The following is a 26,311-nucleotide window of genomic DNA, read 5'->3' as shown; positions in this document are numbered from 1 at the left end:
GGTCGTCGTCCTGGTGCGTCATGGGCGCGAGTGTAGGGGCAGGGGAGGTGTGCGCGAGGGGAGGTGGTGTCCGGGACCGGCGACCACGGGGAACCGGGGGTGCCCCGCGGGGACCGGCGATTCGCCGCCGCGTACGGCGGGGGAGGGCGCCGCGGGTGCCGTTTCCACCCCGATCGGGCGAGTCGTACCGTCATTGCGCTACGTAAAACGTTGTCGTGTCGTCCATGTCCGGAGCATGCTGGAGATGTACCGGGTTGTCCGCCCGGCGCATGGATCGAGGAAACGACCGACACCGTGAAGCGCACGGCCCTGGCGGCGCTGCTGCTGACCCCGACCCTGGCCCTCGTCGGCTGCGGCGGCGATGGCGCGGACGGCGCCGCCGGCGGGGCGGACGCCCCGGCCAAGCAGGTGGAGCAGGAGGCGCAGGCGCGCATCGCCGACGAGCACAACGACGCCGACGTCACCTTCGCCCGCATGATGATCCCGCATCACGAGCAGGCTCTGGAGATGTCCCGCATCCTGCTGTCGAAGCCGGATCCGCCGCCGCGCGTCGCGGAGCTGGCGCAGCGCATCCAGGACGAGCAGGGCCCGGAGATCACCCGCCTCAACGCCATGCTGGAGACCTGGGGTGAGCCGGCGGTGCCGCCGGCCCCCGGCGGCATGGCCGCGGAGCCTGCCCCCGCCGAGCAGGCGGACCATTCCGGCGACGGCGGGCACTCCCACCATGCCGACGGCGCCCCCGCGGACGCCGCGCAGATGGACCCGGCGGTCCACGGCGAGGAGGCGGCGCCGGAGGCGCCCGCCCCGCAGGCCGAGCACGTCATGCCCGGCATGCTGACGCCGGAGGAGCTGGCCGCCATCGACGCCGCCGGCGGCGAGGAGGCCTCCCGCCTGTATCTCGAGGGCATGATCGCCCACCACCAGAGCGCCATCGACATGGCCCGCGCGGAGCTCGATGGCGGCTCGAACGAGCAGGCCAAGGAGCTGGCGCAGCAGATCGTCGACGCCCAGGAGCCCGAGATCGCGATCATGCGCGGCATCCTCGACTCCCTCTAGCCGACGTTCCGCCGCCACGGCGCAGCGTGGACCGCACGGTCCGCGCTGCGCCGCCGCGTCACCGCACCGACCCGACGACGAGGAGCCCCCGCCATATGCGCCGAACGACGCACGTCCCCGCCGTACCCGCCCATCTGACCCGCGGGGTCGCCGCGGCCGCCGCGCTGCTCGCCACCGCCGGTCTCGTCGCCGGCTGCTCCGGCGATGACGGCGAGGAGGCGCAGCGGGCGAAGCCGAGGACGACCGTCACCACGACGACCACGGTGGTGCCGGAGGACGGCTCCGCGCAGCTGGAGGAGGTGCCGAAGGAGGACTTCCTCGCCGACGGCTACTACCACTTCACCTTCGACACCGGTGACCACGGAGAATGCATCGTCGCGACGGATGGTGCGGCGATCACCTGCACCGGCATCCCGAAGCCGGATCTGCCGCGTGACGACGTCCCCTTCGACACCATGGGCGCCGTCAACATCGGCCCGGACGGCGTCCGCGCCACGGTGTTCGAGGGCATTCCGCCGACGAAGAAGGAGCTGCGCACCGGCCAGTCCGTCGACTTCGGCGGGGCCTCCTGCTCCAAGCCCGTCGACGATCGGCTGGACTGCGGCACCTCGAATGGCACGCTGTCCGTCATCGGCGCGGAGAAGAACATCGAGGCCTCCTCGGAGGTCGTGTCCACCACCCCGGACGACGGGGGCTCCGCCGATGCGGACTCCTGGTACGTCGAGTCCGAGGTGTTCCGCGTCAACGGGCAGGAGAAGTTCGCGTTCACCATCGGCGAGTCCGGCCCCGTCTGTTGGGCGCTGGACGACGTCAGCCCTCCGCAGTTCGGCTGCACCTTCACCGACCGGCCGGACACTCCGGTCGATCCGACGTCCGGGGAGAAGGCTCCGAAGCTCATCGTGGACCCGAGCGGCCACGCCTATTTCGCCCCGGATCTCGTGGGCTCCCAGCCCCTGTTCGACTACAAGTCGCTGCGTCCGGGTCAGACGACCTCCGTCGTGGGGCTCGCGGTCAAGGTCCTGGAGGACGGCGGCTTCGAAATCCAGTCCGGCGGCACGTCCGTCATCGTCCCGGGCGACGGACCGCTGCCGGATCTGCCGGTGCAGACTTTCGAGCAGGCGGTGAACGGGGAGGTGCCGCGGTAACCGCGGTGCGGCTGAGCCGGCTGCGAGGTACCGGCCGCGACGCACCTGACGCGACGTTCCGTGGCGGATCCGGGTGACGGCCGGCGCGAAAATCGGCCATGATCCGGGCACGGGGCCGCGGCACGCGGATCCCGCGGCAGGCGAGGAGGTCGGGACATGGGCTCGGACGAACGGCACCGCGACGTCGAAGCGCAGCCGGCGGATGCCCCGGAGCAGCACCCGGAGGAGCTGCGGCGCACGGAAGCGGACCACGGGGACCCGGAGGCGATGCGCCGCCGGGGAATGGCCTACTGGAACGGCGACGGGGTGACGAGGAATCACGCCGAAGCGGTGCGGTGGTTCCTGCTCGCCGGGGAGGAGGGGTACGCGGAATCCCAGACCATGCTCGGCACGGCGTACCGGGGCGGTGTGGGGTGCGACAGGGATGTCGAGGAGGCCGTCCGGTGGTACCGGGCGGCGGCCGAGCAGGGCAATGCCGTCGCCCGGAACAACCTGGGCTTCATGTCCTGGCGGGGCGAAGAGGTGCCTCAGGATCATGCGGAGGCGGTGCGGTGGTTCCGGCTCGCGGCGGAGCAGGGCCGGCCGGAATCGCAGCACATGCTCGGCAGGGCGTACTGGGACGGACTGGGGTGCGGCAGGGATGCCGAGGAGGCCGCCCGCTGGTACCGGGCTGCGGCGGAGCAGGGGAAGGAGAAGGCGCGGGAGGAGCTGGAGGACATGCTCGGGGAGGGCGACGGCGCGGCCGACGTTCCCGGCGATGCGGTGCAGTGGCTGCGGAGGATGGCGGACGAGGGGTTCGGGAAGGCCGCGGACGACGACGCCGGCGAACGGCCCTGGCGCCCCTTCGGGCGGCGGCGGTGATCGGGGCTCCGGGCCCCGTTCCGCGCCGCCCCGCCGTGCGCCGTACTGCGGGGTACCTCGCCGCCCCGCATCACGTCGTCACGCGCTGCGCTCCTCCCGCGCCGCGCCCCCACGCGCCCGCCGTTACTCCGGCTGCAGCGTCGTCGTCCAGAGCTCCGTGCCGCGGGTGGTGAGCAGCCGGACGGTGAGCTCCCGGGTGGTGCCGTCGATGTCGACCTCCCCGAAGTGCTGGAAGTCGTGGTTCGGGCCGGCGTTCTGCTGGTCCTCCGACGGGGCGTGGACGTAGACGACCTCGGGGCCGAACGTGGGGTCCATGTCGTTCGGGCCGAACGCGCCGGCGTTCAGGGGCCCGGAGACGAACTCCCAGAACGGGGAGAACTCCTGGTAGGTCGCCCGGTCGGGGGAGTAGTGGTGCGCGGCGGTGTAGTGGACGTCGGCGGTGAGCCACACGACGTTGGCGACGTCGCGGATGCCGGTGAGCACGCGGGCGATTTCGTTCTCGCGCCCGTCGGGGGCGCCGGCCGCGCCGGAGGCGACGCCCTCCTGGTCGCCGTCCTCCCCGTCGGGCACGACGATGCCGATGGGCAGGTCGGCGGCGATGATCTTCCACGTCGCCGTCGACGCCTTCACTCCGTCGATGAGCCACTGCAGCTGCTTCTCGCCCAGCACGACGCCGTCGTGGGGGCGGCTGGAGTTGTTGTCGGGGTTCGCGTCCTTGTAGGAGCGCATGTCCAGCACGAACAGGTCCAGCAGCGGGCCATAGGGGACCTTGCGGTAGATGCGCCCGTCGACGGCCATCGTGCGGTCGAGCGGCTGCCACTCGTGGAACGCGCGGAAGGCGCGGTCGGCGAGGAGGGAGACGTCCTTCTCCGTGTACCGGTCGTCGTCGAGGATCTCGCCGTTCCACCAGTTGTTCGTCGTCTCGTGGTCGTCCCACTGCACCAGCTGCGCGACCTGCGCATTGAACCGCAGATAGTTGTCGTCCATGAGGTTGTAGGCGTACTGGCCGCGGAACTCCTCCAGCGTCTCGGCGACCTTGTCCTTCGCCGGGTGGGTGACGTTGCGCCAGGCGGTGCCGTCGTCGAGCGCGGGGTTGGCCTCGACGGGGCCGTCGGCGTAGCAGGTGTCGCCGGAGTGGATGAACAGGTCGGGGGTGCGCTGCGCCATCGCGTCGAAGCAGAACATGCCGCCGAGGTCCGGGTTGATGCCGTAGCCCTGGCCCGCCACGTCACCGGACCAGTGCAGGCGGATGTTCCCGGGCGCGTTCGGGGCGGTGCGGAAGCTGCCGGTGACGGCCTCGGAGGCGGCGCCGGTGTCGGCGTCCTCCACGGTGACGCGGTAGTGGACGGTCTGCCCGGGCTCCAGGCCGACCAGGCGCATCCGCCCGGTGCCGTCGGTGTCCGGCGTCAGCGCGTTCGCGGCGCGGAAGGTGCGGGGGTTGGCGAAGTCGGGGGTCGCGGCGGTCTCCACGACCATCGTCCCGGGACGGTCGGCGCGGGTCCAGATGAGCGCGCCGTCGGGGCGGACGTCGCCGGCGGCGACGCCGTGGGTGATGGACGGGCGGTCGGCGATGAGCCCCGGTGCGCCGGGGGCGGGCGTGCCGGGCAGGGAGGCGTGGGCCGTGCGGGCGGCGGCGGGCAGCAGCAGGCCCGCGCCGGCGGCGGCGGAGCCGGCCGCGAGGAATCCGCGGCGGGTGAGCGACATGGGGAGGCGTTCCTTCGGTGTCCGGGTGGGTGCTGGCGGGTCGGGCACCGGCGGGCGCGGGGTCGCGGTTGCTGTGCGTGACGACGCCCCGGGCCGGCGGGGTCGGCGCCGCGCCGGGCGCACCCGGCCGAAGGTATGTGCGCGAGGTGCAGCCATGGGAACACCCGGGTGAAGAGTCGGTGAACGGTCGTTTCGGGGGCCGCAGGGGCGGGGCGCCGCACGCGGGTCCCGTCGTCACGCAACCTCCGGCGCACGAAAAAAAGGGGCCGGCCCCGCCTCCCTGGTGGGGGAGGCGGGGCCGGCCGCGAAGTCGAATGCCGCTCGTGAGGCGTCCGGGGGACTAGCCCTCGACGACCTCCGGGTGGTCGGCGGCGCCGCGGGAGTTGACGACCTCGCGGGTGCGCTCCAGGGAGGCCTCCATGGTGGCGGCGTCCGGGGTGGCGGTGCCGAAGGCGTCCGGGTTGTCCTTCATCCAGTTGGTCGGGGCGACCTGGACCGGCTGGTGGCCGGACGGGGAGATCATGGTCGGGATGTACTTCAGCTCGTCGACCTTCCAGCCGTCGCCGTCGCGGCCGAAGGTGAACTCGACGGTGATGCCCTCGTAGGTCAGGTACTGGTCGGCCATCTGCTGGGCGACCAGGTTGCCGAGGCCGTAGACGACCCACTTGCCGTTGACCTTCTCGATCGGCTGGACGACGTGGGCGTGGTGGCCGTAGACGACGTCGATGTACTCGGACTTCGTCAGCTCGTCGGCGGCCTGGATCTGCTGGGCGTTCGGCTGCTGGGCGTATTCGTCGCCGGCGTGCATGGCGGCCATGACGATGTCGGCGCCGGCCTCCTTGGCCTTGCGGGCGTCCTCGATCATGCGGTCGGTGTCGAGCATGTCGACCATCCACGGCTCCGGGACGGGCAGGCCGTTGGTGCCGTAGGTGCCGGACACGATGCCGATCTTCACGCCGGAGGCGGTGGTGTAGATGGCGGGCTTCTCGGACTCCGCCTCGGTGCGGTACATGCCGGTGTGGCCGATGCCGGCCTGGTCCAGGACGTCGAGGGTGCGGGTCAGGCCCTCGAAGCCGTGGTCGACGGAGTGGTTGGAGGCGGTGGTGCAGAAGTCCCAGCCGGTCTTCTTCAGGCCCGGGGCGATCTGCGGCGGCGCCTGGAACTGCGGGTAGCCCAGGAACGGGCCCTCCTCCGGCGCGAACGGCACCTCGTTGTGGCAGATGGCCATGTCGGAGCCGGAGATGATCGGCTTCATGTGCTCGAAGATCGGCGTGAAGTCGTAGGTGCCGTCGGCCTTCGTGCCGGTCGTCCAGGTCGGCTCGTGCCACAGCATGTCGCCATTGACGGAGACGGTGACCTTGTCGGTGCCGGTGGCCTCGCGGATGGCGCCCTCCGCCTCGTCGGAGCCGGAGGATCCGGAGGAGCCGACGCTGCCGAACAGCGGGCTGTCCGTCGACGCCGGGTTGAGGTAGCGGGCCGGGCCGTTGCCGCCGGCGAGGATGAAGGTGGCCATGGCGATGCCGCCGATGAGCAGCGCGGCGACGATCGCCCGCAGCGCCCAGGTGCGCTGGCGGTGGGAGCGGGATTCGATCATGCGGAAAACAATAGGGGATGAGCGGCGTTAAGTCCCGTGCCAGTCCGTGTTCAGGTGAAGCGCGTTCGTGCGGGTTGCGGCGGGTTTTCGTCGTGACGCGCCCGCCGAACCCGCGTACCGCCAGTAACATTCGCACCATCCGCAACAGCCTGCGCGGCGCACGTTCCGCACCTGCGGCGCAGTGCCCCGCCACCCCCGAACCGGGGGAGCGCCGCCTGCCGCGGCGCTCCGGCCGGTGGTAATGCGCCCCCGCGCCGCCCCATAGGATGCCGCCCATGGAATCCACCGCCCGGGCGCACGAGGCGCGCCCCACGCTGCACCGCGGACTCGGCGTCACGGACATCGTCTTCATGGTCCTCGCCGCGGCCGCCCCCATCACCGTCGTCGCCGCGAACTTCCCCATCATCTTCATGGAGTCGGACTCCGCCGGCGCCCCGCTGATGATCCTCGCCGCGTCGATCATCCTGCTGCTGTTCTCCGTCGGGTTCACGCGGATGACGCCGCACGTGCCCGACGCCGGCGCGTTCTACTCCTACGTCGACCGTGGCGTCGGCCGCCGCGCGGGCCTGGGCGTCGCCGGCGTCGCCCTGTTCTCCTACCTGCTGCTCACCGTGTCCATGACGTGCTACCTGGGCGTGCAGTCCGGCAACCTCGTCGCCGCCTACGGCGGACCGGAGCTGCCGTGGTGGGCGATCTCCGCCGCGATGATCGCCGTCGTCGCGTGGCTGGGCTACCGCGACATCGAGCTGTCGGCGAAGGTGCTGGGCACCGTGCTGGTGCTGGAGATCGCCGCCGTCATCGCGCTCGACGCGGGCGTGCTGGCCTCCGGCCGCGAGCTGTCGCCGGTGCCGTTCAGTCCGGCGGAGGCGCTGTCCGGTGCCCCGGGCCTGGGCCTGCTGTTCGCGTTCCTCGGCTTCTTCGGCTTCGAGGCCACCGCCGTGTTCCGCAACGAGGCCCGCGACCCGGAGCGCACCGTGCCGCGGGCGACGTACGTCGCGGTCATCCTCATCGGCGTCTTCTACACCATGTCGGCGTGGCTGGTCGCCTCCGCGGTCGGCCCGGGCCGCATCGTGGCGGCCGCCGCCGCGGACCCGGAGAACGTCATCATCGACCTCGCCGCGACCGTCGTCGTGTCCGTGCTGGGCGACGTGTTCCGGGTGCTGGTGGTGACGTCGATGTTCGCGTGCATGCTGTCGTTCCACAACATCGTCACCCGCTACCTGTTCACGCTGGGGGAGCAGCGGGTGCTGTCGCCGCGGCTGGGAGGGGTCCACGGCCGGCACCGCGCCCCGTCGCGGGCGTCGGCGTGGACGTCGGCGCTGACGGCCCTGGTTGTCGCCGTCTCCGCGGTGCTGGGCCTGGAGCCGGTCACGGAGATCTACACGTGGTACTCGGGCGCCGGCGCCGTCGGCGTCATCCTCATGATGACGCTGACCTGCTTCGCCGTCCTCGCGTTCTTCGGCCGCGCCCGGGCCCGGGCCGCGCGCGCCTCCCGCGATGCGGATGATGCGCGTGACGACGGCACCCGCCCCGGCACCGCGCCGGACGCCCCCGTCGTCGGCGCCGGCCGCCTGGCGGTCACCGCCCTCGGCGGCCTGGGCCTGCTGCTGGTCCTGGTCATCTCCGTCGCCAACCTGCCGATGATGGCCGGCGGCGCCGTGCCCGCCGTCGTCTGCGTCGTCCTCATCGTCGCGTGCTTCGCCGCCGGCGCGTGCTGGCGGCGCGGCGTGCGGTGACGCGCGGGCGCGTGGTGGGGCGCGGGTGATGACGGATGCGCCGGCTGCGTCCGTCGCGCCGCCGCGCTCGTCGCGTCGCGGGCGCCGGAAAACGACCGCGGCGCCGCCCGCGGACCCGCCGAAATGGTTCCGAAAGCGAACTGAACGCGGCCTGAAAACGCCTCATCAGTCACATGAGTCACCAATTTCGGCGGGGCGTCATATTCCGCTGGACGGGCCCCGGAAACGGGTGGGACGATGGTGGGCAACGGGGTTTTCCGGCCCCGCCGACCCAGCAACCACCGCGCGCCGCGCCCGCCGGGGCACCTCCCGGCCGCGCCGCCGCGCGCAGACGCACGAACAGGAATCACGCATGACGTTCACGCGCACTTCGCTCGGACTCCTCGCGGCCGTCACCGCGACGACGGTCTTCGCCGCCCCGGCGGTCGCCTCCCCGTCCGCCCCGGCCGCCGCGCCGGCGCCGGCCCCGGCGCAGTCCGGCCCGGTCGTCGGCCCGGGCTCGCCCATCCGCGTCCCGGTCGAGGGCGCGGAGAAGGACGAGAACAACCGCTACCTCGAGTCGGGCATGTGCTCCCTCGGCGTCCCCGGCACCCTGACGGACCCGGAGACCGGCGAGTCCAAGGAGGTCATCCTCACCGCCGGCCACTGCATCGTGCAGACCGACGACGGCGCCGAGTTCGGCATGCCGAAGATGGAGGACACCGCCTACGTCCCGACCGCCGACGGCGACGTGCCGCTGGGCGTCGTCGACGTCGCCTCCTTCGACCTGTCCGGCGAGAGCGAGCACGGCTACGCCGACGCGAACTACAACGCCAACGACTACGCCATCCTGGAGCTCGCCCCGGGCGTCACCCCTACGTCCCTGTCGGACTCCCGCGACGAGTTCGGCCGGTCCCACGGCGAGCCCGTCCAGATCACCGGCATCCGTGACTACAAGGCCCTGGAGCGCGGCGAGGTCTCCGTCGACAACTTCGGCGAGCCGATCTGCACCGACGGCGCCCGCACCGGCCGCCAGTGCGGCTACCAGATCTTCCGCGCGAAGAACGGCGTGTGGACGGTCGTCATCCGCCTGGGCAAGGGCGACTCCGGCGGCTCCGCCTTCAACCCGGAGACCGGCGAGTTCATCGGCGTGAACTCCATGGCCGTCGGCCCGTTCAACCGCATCCAGCCGGCCGACGCGGCGCTGGAGGAGGCCTACGGCATCCCGGACGGCCAGGTCAACGACTACTTCACGCCCACCGAGAACACGGCGGAGCACTCCGACACCCGCACCATGGGCGACGACACCCGCTACCAGCTGGGCAAGGCCGTCGTGGAGCCGGCGCTGGAGCAGGCCGGCGCGAACGCCCGCGATAAGGCCTACGAGTACCTGCCGGAGCAGGTCGCCGACGCCGCCGTCGACGTCGCGGACAAGAGCTACGCCGCCACCCAGGACGCCCTGGGCCTCAACGGCGGCGACGGCTCCTCCGTCGTCGGCGACGCGATGGACGCCCTCGGCATCTCCGCCATCCCCGGGCCCTAAAACCCCGGTGAGCCGGTGACCCGGCGGCCCGCGCCCTCCCCGCCGCATCTGCGGGCGGGGGAGGGGCCGGCACCCGGGCCACCCGCATCACGTGAACGACGGCCGCCGCCGCGCATCATGCGCGGCGGCGGCCGCCGTCGTCACGCGCAACCGCGGTGCGCGTGATGCGTGACGACGCCCGCCGCGGCGATCCCCGGGCGCACCCGGGGCCCGCCGCGGCGCGGGCGCCTACTTGCCCGTGAGGCGGGCCAGCGCCCCGCGGACGCGGTCGCGCGTGCCGGCGATGGCCCCGCCGATGCGCGGCAGCACCCCGTCGTCCAGCAGCATCTCCGACAGGTGCCAGCCCGAGCTCCACGCCGGCGGCGCGGCCGTCCTCCGTGAGGATGCGCGTCACCTCGGCGTTGCAGCGCACCTCGCCGCCGAACTCCTCCACCAGCGACACCAGGCCGTCGATGAGGGTCTGGCCGGCGCCGCGGCCGAGGGTCATGCCGTTCTCCATGTCCGCGTAGACCTCGAGGAACGGGAACATCGCGCCGCCGGAGACCTCCGGGCCGAAGTCCATGTGCATGCCCCACGGGGCGATGAGCGCCTTCGCCTCCCGGGTGGTGAAGTAGCGGTCGGCGAGCTCGCGGGTCGACGACAGCACGATCTGGCCGAGCTCCAGGCACGTCCGCATCCCCGCCGAGCGCAGCGCCGCCAGGATCTGCGGGATGTTCGACGGCACCGGCATCGGGGCGCCGTACAGCGGCATCAGCGCGGCGATGAACTCCTTGTACTTCGCGTACAGCTCGTCGAAGCCGGCGAGGTCCTCCTCCGAGTGGGCGCGCAGGCCCTCGCGGGTGCGCTCCACGTCGCCGTAGACCTTCAGCGCCGTGCCGTCGGGGAAGGCGTTGGCGTAGGGGCGGTCGGTCGTGGCGAACTCCACGCCGTGTGCCGCGAGCTTGTCCTTCCACCGCTGGAAGCCGGGGTTGCCGAGGAACAGGTTGAGGTTCGTCGCGTACAGGTCCGCGACGTAGCCCTCTCCCAGGCAGTCCGAGGACCGCAGGGCGCCGCCCGGGCCGTCGGAGCGCTCGAGGACGAGGACGCGGCGGCTGTTCTCGGCGAGGTTCGCGGCGGCGACCAGGGCGTTGTGCCCGGCGCCGATGAGGATGTGGTCGTAGGTCGTTGCGGTCAAGGGGTTCTCCCGTTCGCCGGCGGCCGCGGTGCGGGGCGCGTGGCGCGGATGCGCGGGGTGCGCGTGCGCCGGCGCATGGTGCGCCGGCGCGTGGTGCGCGGATGCGCGGCCCGCACGCGGTGCGTGCATGGTCCGTCATGGGTTGCGGGCGTGTCACCGACCGTAGCCGCGAACGGCGCGGCGCGCCCATGGTCGCCGTCACGTGCGGTGGCGGGGCGCCGCCCGGAGGGGGTGGTGGGCAGCCCCGCGGTGCTGGAAATGTGGCGACCGACCTGCGGAAAGAGGGGTACGATGAGGGCGTCGGCGTGTTCGCGGACGCGCGCCCGGAAACCGTGTCGGGCGGCCCGCGATGATGCGTGAACGGCATGGCGCGATGCGCCCGGGACGGGGGTCCGGGGCGGCGCCGGAAGCAACCGTCGTCCGGGGGACGGGGACGACGCGTGCGATGTCACCGATGTGCGTGACGACGACCTCCGCGACTCCGACGGCAACCGAAATCACCCCTCCCGGATTCACCGGGAGGGGCCGGACGAGAGGACGACAGCGGTAATGGACGGCGTGACCAAGGCCCGGCAGGACTTCCAGGAGTTCCTGGCCGGCAGGAAGTCGCTTGAGCAGTTGAAGCGCGACCTGGACAGGCCGGGAACGCGCGATCCGGGGCACAACGCGCGTCTTTCGTTGGAGGAAGACCGTGACGCCCGGATCGACGTGTGGGGCGACATTCAGGTTGAAGCAATGGTAGGGGGCATCACCCGGGCGCAGGAAGCCGAACTGTTCTCAGTCATCGACGGCACTTCCACCTAACGCAACGGAGATACACATGAGCATCACCGATCAGCGGTTCACCGCCTATCTTGAAGGCGCAACCGCCTACAACAACCAGCAATCCATCGAGGACAACCCGCACACCAACCCCGGAATGCGGGACTCATGGCACATGGGCTACGAGCAACCCCGCGACCAACACCGCGCCGCGCAACGCGCCCGCCGCCAACGGGAGGGCTGACCCACGCCCCGCACGGGCGGCGACGCGGGCCGACGTAGTCTCGGGCCCATGCGGATCTGGAGCGTGCACCCCTCGTACCTCGACGCCAAGGGTCTGGTGGCCTGCTGGCGGGAGACGCTGCTGGCGCAGAAGGTCCTGGACGGCCGCACCTCCGGGTACCGGAACCACCCGCAGCTGGAGCGCTTCCGGGCGCAGCCGGACCCGCTGGCGGCCATCGGCGCGTACCTGGAGGGGCTGCTGGCCGAGGCCGACGCGCGGGGCTACGACTTCGACGGCTCGAGGATCCTGAAGCCGGGCGGTGCCCCGCGCATCGGCGTGACGACGGGCCAGCTCGACCACGAGTTCCGCCACCTGCGGGAAAAGCTTGCGGCCCGCTCCCCGGGGACTCTGGGGAGCGGGCCGTGGGCCGCGGGTGGGGCGGAGGCGCATCCGCTGTTCACCGTGGCCGAGGGGCCGGTGGCGGACTGGGAGCGGACGTAGCCGTCACGGGGCAGTCGCGCGCAGCACACCGACCGCGCGCAGCCCCCGCGGAGGCCCTACGCCTCCGTCTTCTTGCCGGCCTTCGCGGCGCGGCGGGCGTGCGCCCAGCCGGAGGCGGTGACCATGTACCAGCCGAGCGCCAGGACGGACAGGACGGCGCAGACGACGAACATCGCCTCGTAGCCGGAGGCCGCGGCGACGGGGCCCAGCAGGATGGGGCCGAGGCCGGTGCCGCCGTCGACCATGATGAAGAAGCTGCCGACGGCCTTGCCGGCGTTGGGGCCGCCGGTGCGGCGGATGGCCAGGGCCTGGCCGGCGCTGATCTGGGTGCCGTAGCCGAGGCCAAGGAAGATGGCGCCGAGCAGGAGCACGAAACCGTTCGGGGCGAAGGCGGTGAGCAGAAGGCCGACGGTGACGGAGATGGTGATGGGGATCATCACGATGTCGTCGCCCATCTTGTCCTGCAGCACGCCCGCCACCGGGCGGGAGACCAGGATCACCGCGGCGTAGACCAGGAAGTAGAAGCCGGCGGCGCCCTGCAGGCCGCGGTCGGCGGCGAAGGGGGTGAGGTAGGTCAGGACGGCGGAGAAGCCGAAGGCGCAGAGCATGACCGTCAGGGCGACGGGGATGGCCTTCGGGGTGAGGCCGTCGGACATGCGGACGTGGGCGCGGCGCTTCGCGCGGGAAGCCTTGTCCATCGGCGGGTTCGGCGGCCCGGCGGGCAGGGCGATGAAGGACGCGATGAGCGTGACGACGGCGATGATGATGCCGGCCCAGAACACCGGCTGGTGGCCGACGTGGACGGACAGCTGGATGCCCAGCAGGGGGCCGACGGCGGTGGCGATGGTCATGCCGGTGGTGAACCAGCCGGTGCCCTCGCCGCGGCGGTGCTTGGGGATGCCGGACAGGACGATGCCGGCCAGCGCGGTCGACGCGGCGCCGAAGCCGGCGCCGTGGAGGGCGCGGACGACGGTCAGCGGGCCGATGTGGTGGAGGACGGGGTACAGCAGCGTCATCAGCAGCATGAACACCGCGGAGACGACCAGCGTGCGGCGCTGGCCGATCATGGTGGTGAGGGGGCCGGCGCCGAAGCGGCCGGCGATGGCGCCGATGACGAACATGCCGGACAGCAGGCCCGCCCCGGACTCCGAGGTGCCGAGCTCCGCGATGGCGTAGCCGGCGATGGTGGACATGTAGAGGTACATCGCCATCGCGATGCCGCAGTTGGCCACGATGCCGGCGTTGAAGGGGACGGTGAACAGCGGCCGCTTGACCGCCGCGGCCTCCCCGGGTGCGTGGGTCCGGTTCTCCGCCATGGGCAGCTCCTTGTCTGGTGTCGTGGGTCGGGACATGGCCGTCCGGGGGCGCGTTCGCCCCGGACAACAAAAAAGACCCCCGGGCCACGGCATCAGCGGCACGGGAGTGTTGCGTCCCATTATGCACCCCCGACCTGCATTTCGCGCAATCGGGGCGCGGCGCGGCCTATCGCCCCAGGTCGCGCAGGGCGGCGTCGTAGCGCGCCCGCAGGCGCTCCACCCGCGCCCGCCGCTCCCGCGTGTCCCGCGGGAGGTTGCCGAGGGAACCGCGGTTGTCGCGCAGGTCCGCGAGCTTGACGACGCGCCCCTCGCCGTCGGCGCCCGCCCGCGCGACGTGGGCGGCGTAGTCCTCGCCGGGCCGGCGGGTCACGGCGTCGACGATGCGCTGCACCCGGGCGTCGAAGCCGCCCGCGGCGCGGGACCAGGCTTCGGGTGCGTCCTCGGCGACGTCGTGGAGCAGCGCGGCGGCGACGACGTGGGGCGGGTGCCCGCCGCGGGCGACCGCGGCGGCGACGCGTTCGGCGTGGCGCAGGTACGGCTCGGGTTCGCCTCCGGCGCCGGGGCGGGACTGCCCGTCGTGGGCCTCGGCGGCGAGCCGCCACGCCCGCGCGAGCTGCGGGTCGTCCGCCCAGGGGCGGGGGACGGGGCGGGGGCGGGAGGCGTCGTCACGCACCGGCGTCATGGGTGATCGGCGCCGCGCCGGGCGACGCGGGCGACGGGGACGGCGGAGGCGGCGGCGATGACGGCCCCGGCGAGGAAGCACGCGACGTACCCGCCGGCAACGCTCCACCCGGCGGCGGAGGCGACCGCGGGGGCGACGAGCGACAGGACGAACGGCACGAAGAAGCCCATGTACGTCAGGGCGTAGAACACGCCGATGAGCGCGCCGAGCTCGCGGGGGTCGGCGATGAGGCCGACCTCGTGGAGGCCGGCGACCATCATCACGCCGTAGCTGCAGCCGAGCAGGCAGGCGACGGGGATGGCCGGCCACGGCCCGCCGAGGTGGGCGACGCCGGCGGCGGCGAGCATGCCCAGCGACGCCGCGCCGAGGCCGACGACGGCGAGCGGCAGCCAGCCGCGCTCCAGCAGGCGCTGCGCCCACGGCTGGATGAACGCGCCGGAGAGCATCGCCACCGCCGCGATGAGCCCGAAGTAGGCGACGGGCCAGCGCAGCTGCCCGGCGACGAGCGTCGGCAGAGCGGCGAAGCCGCACGTCACGGTGCCGAACACCCACGGCGCCCAGGCGGCGACGGCCCAGCCGAAGCGGCGGGTCAGGGCGACGCGGGGCACCAGCGGCGGGCGCGCGGCCGGCGTCGTGGCGGCGGGTGCGCCGGCGCCTGCGGCAGCGGCGGAGACGGTGCCCGCCGCGGGGTCGGCGGCCGGGCGGGACGCGTCGTCACGCGCATGCCGCGTCTCGGGCGCGTTCCGCATCAGGGGTGCCGCGACGGCGACCACCAGCAGGTGCACCAGGTACGGGGTGACCTCCGGCGCCGGCAGGAACTGGGCGACCAGGCCGCTGACCAGCGGACCGCCGCCGAAGCCCGCGGAGATGGCGAACGTCGCGCGCCGCGGCCCGGCGGTGGGGGAGTCGGCGGAGAGCTCCTTCACCCACGCCGCGCCCGCGGCCATGGTCATGCCGACGCCGATGCCCGCGATGAAGCGGCCGAGGAACAGCAGCGGCTCCACGCCCCCGGCCGCGCACGCCAGCACCACCGACCCCAGCGCGGAGACCATCATCGCCGGGCGCAGCACCGCGCGGCGGCCCCGCCGGTCCGACACCGGCCCGCCGACGATGAGCGCCGGCACCAGGCCGAGCGCGTAGACGCCGAGCATCGCGGTGACCTCCGGCTGGGAGATGCCCGCGTCGGAGCGGTAGACCTCCAGCATCGGTGCGAAGAGGTTCGCGCCGAAGCCCGCCGCGAACATGGCGGCGGCGACGCGGGGCCACGCCGCCGCGCCCCGCTCCGGGGTGATGCCGGTCACGTTCATGGGGGAAGGATAGCGGGGCGGCGGCGGGCGGGGCCGTACCGTGGGGGCATGGAGGATCTCTCGGCCTGGTACGGCGCGACCATCGACGACATCAACGTGGGCGGCTGCCGCCTCCTCGTCGTCGGCATCAACCCGGGCCTGTGGACCGCGAAGACCGGGGCGCCGTTCGCCTACCCCGGCAACCGCTTCTGGCCCGCCTTGGCGAAGGCGGGGGTGACGGCCCGCGAGATCGACGCCCGCGACGGGCTCTCCGCCGACGATCTGCGGGTGCTTGACGACGCCGCCCTCGGCTTCACCAACGTCGTCGCCTGCGCGACGGCGCGGGCCTCCGAACTGTCGAATGACGAGATCCGCGCAGGCGGCCGGATCCTGGAGGACAAGGTGCGGGCCGAGCGGGTGCGCCGCGGCGGGCCCGACATCGTCATGGTCGCCGGGATCGGGGCGTACCGCACGGCGTTCGGCCGGCGGAGGGCGAAGCCCGGCCTGCAGGAGGAGCGGATCGGCGCCGACCCGGCCTCCGGCGACCCAGGCGCGGAGCTGTGGGTCGTGCCCAACCCGAGCGGCCTCAACGCCCACGAGACCGTGGACTCCCTCGCCCGCGCATACGGCGAGGTGTGGCGGAGGCTGGGGGAGCGGCCGGGCGGTTAGCATGGCGGGCGTCGACCCCGGTGCGCATCCGCGCCCTCCCCGCACCCGCGGGGCTGTTCCCTTTATCGGAGGCGGGAAGACGGTCGTCCCCGCGTCAGCGGGGCTCATCGGCGGCCCCGAGGTGAACAGCCTCGGGGCCGCTTTGAAGCGTCCTGGGTTTAGTTCCTACCTCAGCTAAGGAAGGATTGAACTATGCCTAGAAAGTATTCCGTCGAGTTCAAGGAGAAGGCGGTCCATCAGATCATCGAAATGGTCCGCCTGGAATCTTGCTCACTGCAACGCGCCTACACGGAGGTCGGTGAGGTCCTTGGAGTATCTCACCACACGTTGCGGGCTTGGTACCGTGACAGCGCTTCAGTACTCGATAATTCTGACGCTTCAGGCGGCGAGACAATGGAAGAAGAGCTCAAGCGTCTGCGCCGCGAAAACCGCGAACTGAAACGAGCAAACGGGATTCTTAAGACAGCTTCGGCTTTTTTCGCAGCGGAACTCGACCGACCCACGACCAAATGATCTCCTACATCGACACGTATAAAGATCAGTTTGGGGTCGAGGCCATCTGCCGAGTCCTTAAACAAGCAGATCGTGGATTCATTACTTCACGCGGCTACCGCAAGGCGACCACTCGTGTTCCCAGTGCAAGGGCCTTAAGCGATAGCCTTCTCATCCCAGAGATTCAGCGTGTACGTGCGGAGAATTTCTCGGTCTACGGCATCCGCAAGATGTGGCACGCGATGAACCGTGAAGGCTTTCATATCGGCCGCGACAAGACTGCACGACTGATGAAGCTAGCAGGTGTTTCCGGCCGCCGACGTGGGCGAACCCCTGTGACAACGATTAGCCCGAAGGCACCGGATCGTCGCCCGGATCTTGTACAGCGAGACTTTCGTGCCCAAGCGCCAGGCAGGTTGTGGGTTGCCGACATTACCTATGTTCGTACCCTGTCAGGATTTGCCTATACCGCGTTTGTCGTGGATGTCTTCAGCCGAAAAATTGTTGGTGTTGCTCCACGCTCGACGATGCGTACCGATGCGCTGCCCATGGAAGCTTTGGAGCATGCGTTAACGACTGCAGGGCGAATTCATGGAAACCAGTTAATTCACCATAGTGATCGGGGCAGCCAGTACGTGTCACTGAAGTATTTCACCGCGCTAGCGGAATCCGGAATCCGTCCGAGTGTGGGAACAGTCGGCGATTCTTATGACAATGCTCTAGCCGAAACAGTCAATGGTCTCTACAAGGCGGAACTGATTCATGCCCAAGGTCCGTGGACGTCGGTCGGAGAAGTCGAATTGGCCACCTTGCGGTGGGTGCATTGGTGGAACACCAAGCGGCTTCATGAAGCTTTGGACTACGCCACCCCACAGGAAGTCGAAACCGAGTACTATCTCACCCAGCCCATCAACACAGGGCCGTAAAAGAAGCGGAACTAAACCCAGGACGCTTCAGATCGTGGCGTTGGGCTGCTCCCCGGGCTTGGGCTTCGTCCATGTCGGTCATGACCGTGCGTTCGTGTACGACATGGCGGATCTGTACAAGGCGGACGTGACCATTCCGATTGCCTTCGAATCGGTGGCGGCCCTGGCCCCGGAGGCCGGCGATGACATACCGCGTGATGTACTTACCGCTCGTGTTCGCAGGGGAGTTCGGGACGCGATCCGCGAAATGAGTGTTCTTTCCCGCTGCGTGACTGACGTGAAGAACCTGCTGGGCGTTTCGGCGGAAACTGCGGATTCGACTGGGGCCGAGGTCGTCGAGCTCTGGGATTTCCAGGGCGGACGATTGGCCGGCGGAATGAATCACGCTGTGGGGGTACCGGCCTGTCGTCCCCGCGTGAGCGGGGATGTTCCGTCGAAGGCGACGTCCGGGTCGAGCATCTTGGCGTCGTCCCCGCGCAAGCGGGGGTTTTTCCGTCGGGGGGGGGGGGGGGCGGGCTGTGGGCGGGTGCCGTCGTCACGCGGAGGAGACGTGGGCGCGGGGGAGCGGTGCCCCGGACGCAGGCGTCGACCCCGCGCCTACCCCCACCGCCGCTGCGCGCCGGCCGTCGCGATGTCGGCGTGCAGCGCCGCCACCGGCGGCGTCATCTCCCGCTCCCGCAGCCGCACCATGCCCAGCTCGCGCCACGCCTTCGGGGCGACCGGGCGCCGCACCACGCCCGGCACCGTCAGCTCCGATGCCGCCGGGCCGCGCTCCAGCGGCAGCAGCGCCACCCCCAGCCCCGCGGAGACGAGTCCCGCCACCGTGGTGAGCTCCATCGACTCGAACACCAGGCGCGGGGCGAAGCCGGCGCCTGCGCACAGGGCGTCGAGGAGCTCGCGGGTGCCGTAGCCGGGCAGCATCGCGATGAACGGCTCGTCCGCCACCGCCGCCATCCGCAGCGGCGCCCGCGACCCCGCCAGCCGGTGCCCGGCCGGCAGGGCGATGGCCAGGCGCTGGCGGGTCAGGGGCGTCCACTCCAGGGGGCCGTCGGCCTCCGCAGGCCGCGGGCCCACGAGCGCGAGGTCCGTCTCCCCGGCGAGGACGCGCTCCACCAGCAGGCGGCCCGCGCCCTGGTGCAGCTCGATGGGGGAGTCCGGGCGGGCGCGGTTCGCCCCGCGCAGGATGTCCGGCACCATCCACGTGCCCAGCGAATGCATGAAGTCCAGGCGCACCGGGCCGCGCCGCGGATCGGTCAGGCGGGCGATCTCGGCTTCCGCGGCGGCGAGCTCCCGCATCGCCCGGCCCGCGGCGTCGGCGAAGATGCGGCCCCGGTCGTTGAGAGCCAGGCCCCGCCCCGACCGGTCGAACAGCCGGGCGCCGAGGCGGCGCTCCAGGGCCGACAGACGCCGCGACAGCGTCGGCTGCGGGATGCCCAGCCGCGCGGCGGTGTCGCCCATGTGGCACGTGCGCGCCAGATCCGTGAACCAGTCCAGGTCCCCGTGGAAGGGGACGGCCGACGAGTCGCTCATGCGCCCAGGCTACCGCGGACGCCGCCTCCGACTGCCGCCCGGCGGCCCTGAATGTGTGCGTTGGGCAGTGGGTATGCGTCCAGGGAATCGTCGTCACGCAAAAAATGCATTTTCCACATTGCCGCGGACGGTGCACTATGACCCGCATGGCCTACGACAGCACGACCCGCACAGCGCACGCCGGCGACCGCCCCGCAGGCGGCCCCGCCGCGACCCATGAGCCGCCCGCCGCCGGCCTCGTCCCCGGCGACCCCGGCTACCGGCGCGCCATCGTCGCGGCGCTGTTCGCGGGGCTGGCCAGCTTCCAGGCGCTGTACTGCACCCAGGCGCTGCTGCCCGTGCTCAGCTCCGACATGGGCATCTCGCCCGCGACGGCGGCGCTGACCGTCTCCGCCGCCACCGGCGCCCTGGCCTGCGCCATCGTGCCCATCTCCGTGCTGTCGGAGCGCTTCGGCCGCCGCCCCGTCATCGCCATCGGCGCCATCGCCGCCACCATCCTGGGGCTGGCGCTGTCGCTGGCCCCCAACGCCGGCGCGCTCATCGCCATGCGCCTGGTGCAGGGCGCCATCATCGCCGCGGTCCCCGCCGTCGCCATGACCTACGTGTCCGAGGAGATCCACCGCGACCACGTCCCGCGCATCATGGGCCTCTACGTCGCCGGCACCACCGTCGGCGGACTGCTCGGCCGCATCATCCCCTCCATCGTCCTGGAGTTCGCCGGATGGCGGGTCGCGCTGCTGGTCAGCTCCGTCGTCGCGCTGTGCTTCGCCATCGCCACGTGGCGGCTGCTGCCCCGCCAGCGCCGCTTCACGCCGAAGTCCCTCTCGCTGGCCGGGGAGGCCCGCGCCATCGCCGTGCACCTGCGCGACCCCCGCCTGCTGGGCCTCTACGTCCTGGCGTTCCTGTTCATGGGCGCCTTCGTGTCGCTGTACAACTACGTCGGCTTCCGCCTGTCGGAGACGTTCGGGCTCGCCCCGGCGCTCGCCGGCTTCGTGTTCCTGCTCTACCTCGCCGGCACGTGGACCTCGGCCCGCGCCGGCGGCTGGGCGCAGGTCGTCGGCCGCCGCCCCGCCATCGTCGGCGCCACCGTCGTCGCCTGCCTCGCCCTCGGCCTCGTCGCCCTGCCGTGGCTGCCCGCGCTGCTCGCCGGCATCGCCCTGTTCACCGGCGCGTTCTTCGTCGCCCACTCCGTCGCCTCGTCGTCCGTCGGCCTGGTCGCCGACCACGACCGCGCCGAGGCGTCCTCCATGTACCTGTTCAGCTACTACGCCGGCTCCTCCATCGTCGGCTGGGTCTCCGGCCATGTCTTCGGCGGACTCGGCTGGGGCGGCCTGGTGCCGTGGCTGGTCGGCCTGTCGCTCGTCGCCGGCGCCTGCGCTTGGCTGGGCCTGCGCCGCGGCAAGCTGAACTGACGCATGACGACGGGGCCGGCGCCCGGCATCCTGCGTGGGATGCCCGGCGCCGGCCCCGTCGTCATGCCTCCCGCGGGCGGGAGGGAGGAACCGGTGGGGAGGGGCTAGGGCGAGCCCTCGTTGCCCTCGGACGTCGCGGAGTCCGTGGAATCCTTGTCCTCGGAGTCCGTGGACGTGGCCTTGTCGGAGTCCTTCGCGTCCGTGGCGTCCTTGTCCGAGTCGCCGCCGATGGTGGTGGCGTCCTCGTCGCGGCCGGTGGACTCGCCGGCGTCCGTGGAGTCCGTGGACTTGTCGTCCTTCGCGTCCGTGGAGTCGGTGGTCGCCTCGTCGTTGTCCTTGGCGTCCTTGTCCTTGTCCGCGTCCTTCTCGTCGTCCTCGCCCGGGTTGCGGGGCTCGGCCGGCGGGCCGTCGACCGGGTCGACGGCGTACTGCGCGAAGTCCTGGACGGCGTAGACCTTGCCGTCCTCGGTCGTGGCCAGGCCGAAGCCGGCGTGCGTGAAGCGGGTGTCCAGCATGTTGCGGCGGTGGCCGTCGGACTCGGCCCACTGGGCGATGAGCTCGTCGGCCTCGACGCCCTCCCAGTTCTGCGCGACGTTCTCGCCCGCGAACATCCAGCCGCGCGGGTAGGAGGCCGTGTACAGCGGGTTGTGGCGCATGCGGTCGTCCTTGGCCATCTGGTCGGCCCAGTCCTGCGCGACGACGTTGAGCTCGGTGAGCGCCTTCACCGGGGCGACGCCGTTGTCCTCGCGGAAGCGGTTGAGCGCCTCGCGCATCTCCTTCTGCACCTCGGACTCGACGGGCGCCTCCTCCGAGGGACCCGGGCGGTCGCCTGCGGGGGAGGGGAGGCTCGAGGAGCCCCAGTCCATGTCCCCGGAGCCGGGCAGCAGGGAGGAGATGGGCAGCAGGCCGGCGATGGCGGCGGCGATGAGGTTGTCCATGTCTCGGTTCCTTTCGTCTGTCCGCGCGTGCAAGGGGTGCGCGCGGGAACGCACGTGAAACAGATGTTACAGATGTTTCGAAAGTTACGCGAGTGGCCGACGTCAGGACGCGATTTTGCGCACGGATGTTCGAGCTTTGCGACGGTCCCCGCCGCCGCTTCCATGACGCGATCGCGGCAGCGGGCACGCCGTCCCGTGTCGCGATCGCGACGGCGGCGGAAATGCCGCCCCCGTTTCCACGATCGAGACGGCGGCGGGCGCCTCCGCTCGGGAGTCGCCCGCCACCGTGGGCCATCGGCCGGGCCCCGGAAAGGGAACCCCGGAAAGGAAAGGAACGAGGATGGGGGAGTGGGCCGTGCCGATGGTGGGTGGCGCCGCCGGGGACCTATAAAGGGGGACCGTCCCCGGCGGCCACCGCCCGCCGACGTCCGGTGCGGGCCCTCCCGGGGTTGGCCGGAGGAGTCCGCTCCATCGCGTCGACGTGGTGCATCATGTCGCGCGGGCCGACATTGCCGGCGCGGCGTTCGAACGCGTGTTCTAAATGTCAGGTGCCGAGGCGCTTGCGGGCCTTCGCGGCCGGCGCCTCCTGCACCCGGATGTAGGCCGGGCGCGCCAGGCGGGTGCCCGCGAGAATCGCCTTCGTCGCCAGGTCCGGCGCGACGACCATCTTCCGCTTCAGCGCGCCGCGGACCGCCGCGTCGGCGACTTTCTCCGGCGTCAGCTTCGTGCGGCCCAGCAGCTCGCGCTCGATGTCGTCGCAGCCCGGGTCGTCACCCGGCAGCGACTGCGCGAAGTTGGAGGAGAAGTACTGCGGGCACACCGCCGTCGCGGAGATGCCGCGGTAGCGCAGCTCCCAGTGGCACGACTCCGCGATCGCCGCGGCCGCCGCCTTCGACGCGGAGTAGGCGCCCATCGTCGCCGGCGGGGCCATCGCCGCCGCCGACGACGTCACGAGGATGCGGCCCTTGTCCCGCAGGAGCGGCACGGTGGCGCGCAGGCCCAGGGCGACGCCCATGACGTTGACGGCGAACACCCGCTCCCACGCCTCGTCCGGGATGTGGCCGATGCGGCCCGGGCCCGCGACGCCGGCGTTCATCGCCACGACGTCCAGCGGGCCGAGGTCGGCGGCCAGCGCGTCCCACTCCTCCACGGAGCTCACGTCGAGCTTCCGGTACTCCACGGCGGAGCCGAGCTCGTGGAGCTCGCGGGGCACGTCGTCACGCAGATCCAGCGCAACCACCCGGAACCCCTCGCGGACGAAGCGCTCCGTGAGCGCGAGGCCGAGCCCCGACGCCGCGCCGGTGACCAGCGCGACCGGCTGCGAGAAGTCGCCGCGCGCCCGCGCCGGCGGGCCGTGGACCGCGGCCTTCTCCTCCGGGAACTTCCGCAGCGCGAGCTTCCGCAGCAGCCCGAACACGCCCAGCTGCGTCCACCGGTACGCCGGCGGCAGGAACCGCTTCGCGTACCAGGAGATCGCCGCCACCGCGTCCGGCGTGCAGATGATGCGGCCGGCGTCGATGGCCTTCAGCGACCGGTCCGCGACCGGGTCGACCTGCAGCCACGTCTGGCCCATGAGGATGTTCGCCAGGTGGTTCGCCAGCGCGTCGTCGCGCGACAGCGACTCCCGCAGGCCCGTGCGGAAGAACTGCGGGCAGATGGCGGTGACGCTGATGCTCCGGTGGCGCAGCTCCCAGCGCAGCGTCTCCGCGATGGCGACGGCGGCGGCCTTCGACGCGTTGTACGTCGCCATGTAGCCCGGGTAGACCAGGCCCATCATCGACGCGGTGATGGAGATGGAGCCGCCGTCCGGCATCGTCGGCAGGAACGCGTTCACGCCCCGGATGATGCCCATGACGTTGAGGTCCAGCGTCTTCCGCCACGACTCCACCGAGACCTTCTCGATGCGCCCGCCGGACAGCCCGTGCGTGACGACGCCTCCCGCCCCGGCACCCCGGCTGCCGCCCCCGCGGAGGCCCCGGCCCGCGCCGCGGACGGCGCCGCGGGGCCGGCCGCCCCCGCGCCGTCGGCCGCCCCGGAGCCGGTCACTCCGGGCGCCGCCGCGGAGCCGACCACGCCGGATGCCGCCGCGGAGCCGACCACACCGGACGCCGCCGCGGAGACCGGCCGCACCGCGCAGCTGGAGGAGCAGCTCGCCGCCCTGAAGGTCGTCGTCGGCTGGCTGCGCGACGTCGACTTCTGGCCCGAGCCCGGCGCCGGCGCCCCCGCCGACGTCGACGACGCCCTGCAGGCCCTCGACGCCGCGGGCTTCGAACCCGACGCCCGCCCCGCGACGCCCGCCGCCGCGCCGACGCCGGAGGACACCCCGGACGTCTACGTCTACGCCGGCACCTGGGCCCGGCTGACCGACGAACCCGGCGGCCGCTACTGGGCGCCCCTCGACGGATCCGCGCCCGCCCCGGTCGCCGCCGCGCGCCTGGCCCACCTCGACGGCCCCGCCGCGCTGCTCAACGCCGTCGGCTACGACGGCGCCGCGCGCGACGACGACCCCGCCGGAGTCCTCGCCGTCGTCAACGTCGCCCTCGGCCTCGACGCCGATGCCCCGCGGCGCCGCGCCGTCGCCCGGTTCCTCGACCGCGGCCAGGAGGACCTCGCCGACCTCGCCCGGGGGTTGTGAGCCGGGGCGGGAGGCGTCGTCACGCGCACCCGCGCACCACGCGCGGGGCATGACCGACGCGCCCCGCGCCACCTGCGCGAACCCCGCGCGGCCGCGGCGGATCGGAGGCTCGGGGCGCCGGCCCGCCGCTACGGCAGCGACGGATGCGGGCGGCGCTTCTCCGGCGGCACGCCGAACGCGTCGAGGACGTCGTCCAGGCTCGCATCCAGGTACGCCCGCACCTCCGCGCGCGTCCGCAGGCCGTTGCCCGCCGCCAGCGCCCGGATGATGCCCAGATTGCGGCGCGAGAACAGCATCCGCAGCTCCAGCGTCCGGCCCGTCGCCAGCATCGCCAGCTGCATCCGCACGAACACCGCCGCCGCGGCCGCATCCAGCACCGGCGACCCCGCGTACCGGATGATGCTCATGTGCAGATCCGCGTTCGACCGGCCCAGCATCACCGAGTCGTCCTCCCGGATCGCCTTCTCGATGCGCCGCGCCATCGGCTGCAGCTCCTCCGCGAACCCCCGCATCTGATCCGGCGTCATCTCCACGATGGCGCCCAGCTCCGCCACCCGACGGAACGCGTAGAGCTGCTCGACCTCCTCCGCGTCGACCTCCGGCACGAACACCCCGCGATTCGGGACGTGCACCACGTAGCCGTCGCGCTCCAGGATGCGGAACGCCTCCCTCAGGCTGTTGCGGCTCACCCCCAGCCGCTCCGCCAGCGCCTGCTCCGGCAGCCGCGACGCCGGCGCATGATGTCCGTCGACGATCTCGTCGCGCAACCGCAGCGCCACGCGCGCCGCCACCGGCATCCTCTCCATGACCGCAATCTACGTCGGCGGCGGACCCCGCGGGGCGGGAACGGGCGCCGCGGCCGTGCGCGTCCGCGCCGTGGGCGCCCGCGGCCGGTGCGCAGCCGGCGCCGGAGCCCCACCGGAGGGAAACCGGCGCAGGTGCGGCGGCGGGCCCGAGCGGAGGGCGGCGGCGGGCCGGGGCGGCAACCGTCGCAACGCATTTGACCCGGAAACCGCATGTCAAGCGCCTGCGCACGTGCGCGGGCGCGAAGGGGGTGACCGCCGCGGATTCGCGCTAACCCCTGTCGGGAATGTTTCCGGGGACATACCCTCGGCCCATGCTCGAAACCGTGATGGCCCGCATCAGGGGCCTGCAGAAGTTCATCCCGAACAAGTACCGCATGCCCGTCAAGGGGCGCGTCGTCCTGGTCACCGGCTCCGGCTCCGGCATCGGCCGCCTCATGGCGCAGGAGTGCGCCGCCCGCGGCGCCGCCCGCGTCATCGGCTGGGACATGGACCCCGCCCGCAACGAGGAGACGCGGCGGATCATCGAGTCGGCCGGCGGCGTCTTCGTCGCCGACACCGTCGACGTCACCGACCAGGACGCCGTCGAGGCCGCCGCCGAGCGCGCCGGCGACGTCGACATCCTGATCAATAACGCGGGCGTCGTCTCCGGCCGCGAGTTCCTGGACACCTCCCAGGAGTCCGTCGACCGCACCTTCAACGTCAACGTCCGCTCCCTCTACCTGGTCACCCGCCCGTTCCTCCGCGGCATGGTGGAGCGCAACCGCGGCACCGTCGTCAACGTCGCCTCCGCTGCCGGCATCGTCGGCGTCGCGAAGCAGACCGACTACTCCGCCTCCAAGTTCGCGGCGGTCGGCTTCTCCGAGTCCCTCCGCGTCGAGATGAAGACCGCCGGCCACCGCATCAACGTCATGTCGCTGTGCCCCTTCTACATCGACACCGGCATGTTCGAGGGCGTCCAGGCCAAGGTCCCGTTCCTCTTCCCGATCCTCGACCCGGGCTACGTCGCCCGCGAGACCATCGACGCCATCGAGCGCGGCTCCCACCAGCTCATCGTCCCGACCGCCGCCCGCATGGTGTTCGTCGGCCGGCTGCTGCCGTCGCCGGTGTTCGACCTCATCACCAAGGTGCTGGGCATCAACCACACCATGGACCACTTCCGCGGCCGCGCCGGCGACCGCGTGTAGCGGCGCCGCGCGTCAGGGGGCCCGCGGCGCGTCGTTCGCGTGACGACGGGGCCCTCCGCGACCGTCCGCCGGTCCCGCCCTGGTCCCGACGCGTCCCGCGCGGAACCCCGGGTACCCCCGCTTCGGCGGGGGTTTCTCATATTTTGGACAGGCGATC

General features: G+C 72.3%; 23 protein-coding genes. 13 read left to right on the top strand and 10 right to left on the bottom strand.

Annotated elements, in window-relative coordinates:
• Positions 1-294: 294 nt before the first annotated feature.
• The 3 genes from QQS41_RS03345 to QQS41_RS03335 all read left to right on the top strand — a co-directional run bounded on the left by QQS41_RS03345 (position 295) and on the right by QQS41_RS03335 (position 3,062).
• Positions 295-1,056, top strand: a complete 762-nt coding sequence (locus QQS41_RS03345; protein WP_448851268.1) for a DUF305 domain-containing protein — start codon at positions 295-297, stop codon at positions 1,054-1,056.
• A 95-nt stretch (positions 1,057-1,151) separates the two neighbouring features.
• Positions 1,152-2,201, top strand: a complete 1,050-nt coding sequence (locus QQS41_RS03340) for a hypothetical protein (RefSeq protein WP_448851267.1) — start codon at positions 1,152-1,154, stop codon at positions 2,199-2,201.
• Between the two features lie 156 nt (positions 2,202-2,357).
• Positions 2,358-3,062 carry a tetratricopeptide repeat protein gene (locus tag QQS41_RS03335; RefSeq protein ID WP_448851266.1) on the top strand — a complete coding sequence of 235 codons (705 nt, stop codon included), beginning with the start codon at positions 2,358-2,360 and terminating at the stop codon, positions 3,060-3,062.
• Between the two features lie 123 nt (positions 3,063-3,185).
• Here QQS41_RS03335 and QQS41_RS03330 read toward each other — a convergent pair whose 3' ends face one another.
• Together QQS41_RS03330 and QQS41_RS03325 are read right to left on the bottom strand one after the other, a co-directional pair.
• Positions 3,186-4,766, bottom strand: a complete 1,581-nt coding sequence (locus QQS41_RS03330; protein WP_448851265.1) for an alkaline phosphatase D family protein — start codon at positions 4,764-4,766, stop codon at positions 3,186-3,188.
• Positions 4,767-5,106: 340 nt separating this feature from the next.
• Complete coding sequence (locus QQS41_RS03325) at positions 5,107-6,360, bottom strand: CapA family protein (protein ID WP_448851264.1); 1,254 nt, start codon at positions 6,358-6,360, stop codon at positions 5,107-5,109.
• Positions 6,361-6,635: 275 nt separating this feature from the next.
• Here QQS41_RS03325 and QQS41_RS03320 point away from each other — a divergent pair, with 275 nt between their 5' ends.
• Complete coding sequence (locus QQS41_RS03320) at positions 6,636-8,096, top strand: APC family permease (protein WP_448851263.1); 1,461 nt, start codon at positions 6,636-6,638, stop codon at positions 8,094-8,096.
• A gap of 352 nt (positions 8,097-8,448) precedes the next feature.
• The gene (locus QQS41_RS03315) at positions 8,449-9,618 is read left to right on the top strand and encodes a trypsin-like serine protease (RefSeq protein WP_448851262.1); all 1,170 of its coding nucleotides are present in this window, start codon (positions 8,449-8,451) and stop codon (positions 9,616-9,618) included.
• A 115-nt stretch (positions 9,619-9,733) separates the two neighbouring features.
• On the opposite strand, the gene QQS41_RS03310 is transcribed toward QQS41_RS03315, so the two are convergent.
• The gene (locus QQS41_RS03310) at positions 9,734-10,792 is read right to left on the bottom strand and encodes a phytoene desaturase family protein (protein ID WP_448851261.1); all 1,059 of its coding nucleotides are present in this window, start codon (positions 10,790-10,792) and stop codon (positions 9,734-9,736) included.
• 549 nt (positions 10,793-11,341) lie between these two features.
• Here QQS41_RS03310 and QQS41_RS03305 point away from each other — a divergent pair.
• From QQS41_RS03305 to QQS41_RS03295, 3 genes are read left to right on the top strand one after another with little or no spacing between them, the layout of a single operon-like run.
• On the top strand, positions 11,342-11,596 hold the full coding sequence (locus QQS41_RS03305) for a hypothetical protein (RefSeq protein ID WP_448851260.1): 255 nt from the start codon (positions 11,342-11,344) through the stop codon (positions 11,594-11,596).
• Positions 11,597-11,612: 16 nt separating this feature from the next.
• The gene (locus QQS41_RS03300) at positions 11,613-11,798 is read left to right on the top strand and encodes a hypothetical protein (RefSeq protein ID WP_448851259.1); all 186 of its coding nucleotides are present in this window, start codon (positions 11,613-11,615) and stop codon (positions 11,796-11,798) included.
• A 48-nt stretch (positions 11,799-11,846) separates the two neighbouring features.
• A complete protein-coding gene (locus tag QQS41_RS03295) occupies positions 11,847-12,278 on the top strand; it encodes a pyrimidine dimer DNA glycosylase/endonuclease V (protein ID WP_448851258.1) in 432 nt (143 codons plus the stop codon).
• A gap of 56 nt (positions 12,279-12,334) precedes the next feature.
• Here the strand turns inward: QQS41_RS03295 and QQS41_RS03290 are convergent, their stop codons facing one another.
• The 3 genes from QQS41_RS03290 to QQS41_RS03280 all read right to left on the bottom strand — a co-directional run bounded on the left by QQS41_RS03290 (position 12,335) and on the right by QQS41_RS03280 (position 15,583).
• On the bottom strand, positions 12,335-13,594 hold the full coding sequence (locus QQS41_RS03290; protein ID WP_448851257.1) for an MFS transporter: 1,260 nt from the start codon (positions 13,592-13,594) through the stop codon (positions 12,335-12,337).
• A 166-nt stretch (positions 13,595-13,760) separates the two neighbouring features.
• Positions 13,761-14,267 (bottom strand): HD domain-containing protein, encoded by a 507-nt coding sequence (locus QQS41_RS03285; protein WP_448851256.1) that lies wholly within the window; start codon positions 14,265-14,267, stop codon positions 13,761-13,763.
• A gap of 5 nt (positions 14,268-14,272) precedes the next feature.
• Positions 14,273-15,583, bottom strand: coding sequence for an MFS transporter (locus QQS41_RS03280; RefSeq protein WP_448851255.1), 1,311 nt, complete (start codon positions 15,581-15,583; stop codon positions 14,273-14,275).
• Positions 15,584-15,631: 48 nt separating this feature from the next.
• Here QQS41_RS03280 and QQS41_RS03275 point away from each other — a divergent pair, with 48 nt between their 5' ends.
• The gene (locus tag QQS41_RS03275; protein ID WP_448851254.1) at positions 15,632-16,231 is read left to right on the top strand and encodes a mismatch-specific DNA-glycosylase; all 600 of its coding nucleotides are present in this window, start codon (positions 15,632-15,634) and stop codon (positions 16,229-16,231) included.
• A 192-nt stretch (positions 16,232-16,423) separates the two neighbouring features.
• Positions 16,424-17,649 (top strand): IS3 family transposase gene (locus QQS41_RS03270; protein WP_448851253.1). Its coding sequence is split into 2 segments (ribosomal slippage): positions 16,424-16,703 and positions 16,703-17,649, totalling 1,227 coding nucleotides; the frame shifts between segments, so codons are not numbered across the junction.
• Positions 17,650-18,246: 597 nt separating this feature from the next.
• Here QQS41_RS03270 and QQS41_RS03265 read toward each other — a convergent pair.
• Positions 18,247-19,179, bottom strand: coding sequence for a LysR family transcriptional regulator (locus tag QQS41_RS03265; protein WP_448851252.1), 933 nt, complete (start codon positions 19,177-19,179; stop codon positions 18,247-18,249).
• A gap of 146 nt (positions 19,180-19,325) precedes the next feature.
• Here QQS41_RS03265 and QQS41_RS03260 point away from each other — a divergent pair, with 146 nt between their 5' ends.
• Positions 19,326-20,591, top strand: a complete 1,266-nt coding sequence (locus QQS41_RS03260) for an MFS transporter (RefSeq protein ID WP_448851251.1) — start codon at positions 19,326-19,328, stop codon at positions 20,589-20,591.
• A gap of 104 nt (positions 20,592-20,695) precedes the next feature.
• Here QQS41_RS03260 and QQS41_RS03255 read toward each other — a convergent pair whose 3' ends face one another.
• Both QQS41_RS03255 and QQS41_RS03250 read right to left on the bottom strand, forming a co-directional pair.
• Positions 20,696-21,529 carry a CAP domain-containing protein gene (locus tag QQS41_RS03255; RefSeq protein ID WP_448851250.1) on the bottom strand — a complete coding sequence of 278 codons (834 nt, stop codon included), beginning with the start codon at positions 21,527-21,529 and terminating at the stop codon, positions 20,696-20,698.
• Positions 21,530-22,073: 544 nt separating this feature from the next.
• The gene (locus QQS41_RS03250) at positions 22,074-23,432 is read right to left on the bottom strand and encodes an SDR family NAD(P)-dependent oxidoreductase (protein WP_448851957.1); all 1,359 of its coding nucleotides are present in this window, start codon (positions 23,430-23,432) and stop codon (positions 22,074-22,076) included.
• Positions 23,433-23,450: 18 nt separating this feature from the next.
• Between QQS41_RS03250 and QQS41_RS03245 the strand changes: the two genes are divergently transcribed.
• Complete coding sequence (locus tag QQS41_RS03245; protein WP_448852006.1) at positions 23,451-24,164, top strand: hypothetical protein; 714 nt, start codon at positions 23,451-23,453, stop codon at positions 24,162-24,164.
• A gap of 128 nt (positions 24,165-24,292) precedes the next feature.
• On the opposite strand, the gene QQS41_RS03240 is transcribed toward QQS41_RS03245, so the two are convergent.
• Positions 24,293-24,970: a GntR family transcriptional regulator gene (locus tag QQS41_RS03240; protein WP_448851249.1), complete on the bottom strand. Its 678-nt coding sequence runs from the start codon at positions 24,968-24,970 to the stop codon at positions 24,293-24,295.
• Between the two features lie 311 nt (positions 24,971-25,281).
• On the opposite strand from QQS41_RS03240, the gene QQS41_RS03235 reads away from it, so the two are divergent.
• The gene (locus QQS41_RS03235) at positions 25,282-26,154 is read left to right on the top strand and encodes an SDR family oxidoreductase (RefSeq protein ID WP_448851248.1); all 873 of its coding nucleotides are present in this window, start codon (positions 25,282-25,284) and stop codon (positions 26,152-26,154) included.
• Positions 26,155-26,311: the final 157 nt, after the last annotated feature.

The organism is Corynebacterium sp. 335C, assembly GCF_053525695.1.
The sequence above is the reverse complement of the archived record's forward strand: the minus strand, read 5'-3'. Positions and strand labels throughout refer to the sequence as shown.